Consider the following 380-nt stretch of genomic DNA (forward strand, 5'->3'; position numbering starts at 1 on the left):
TATATTGTCTTTTTGGTATCTCAGTTCGCCTGTTTTTGTGTCCACTAGTCCGGCCTCGATCAGTAACCCCGCCGCAAGAAACAGGCGGTGATTGCGTTCCCGTCGTTGTGTTTTCCCCTCCATCCGTTTTTGGTTGGCCTGTTTGCGTGCGTTCTCCTGTGCCTGTAGCTCGTTTTTTTCTGCGGTTGCCAGGACGTGGAGTAGTTTGCGCTCCTGTTCTGTTAGTCCGGCTTCGTTATCGAGCAGGTCAATGATCTGCCTCTGTCGTGCGGTCTGTTCTCCGAGCTTCCTGATAAAGCCGATTCGTTTCTTCAACCAGTCGATGTTGCTGATGCGCATGTTTGGGATGCTCCCTGGTGTTTTTTGCGGTGTGTTGGGGT

The 380-nt window shown here is 51.8% G+C and carries 1 protein-coding gene; it reads right to left on the reverse strand.

Annotated features, from left to right (window positions below):
- Nucleotides 1–339: hypothetical protein (locus tag ACEWB7_RS18765; protein WP_411581197.1), on the reverse strand; the 339-nt coding region annotated here is incomplete at its 3' end.
- Between the last annotated feature and the right edge of the window lie 41 nt (nucleotides 340–380).

The organism is Acinetobacter sp. NIOH-H-8 (assembly GCF_046635365.1).
In the GTDB taxonomy this organism is placed as follows: Bacteria; Pseudomonadota; Gammaproteobacteria; order Pseudomonadales; family Moraxellaceae; genus Acinetobacter.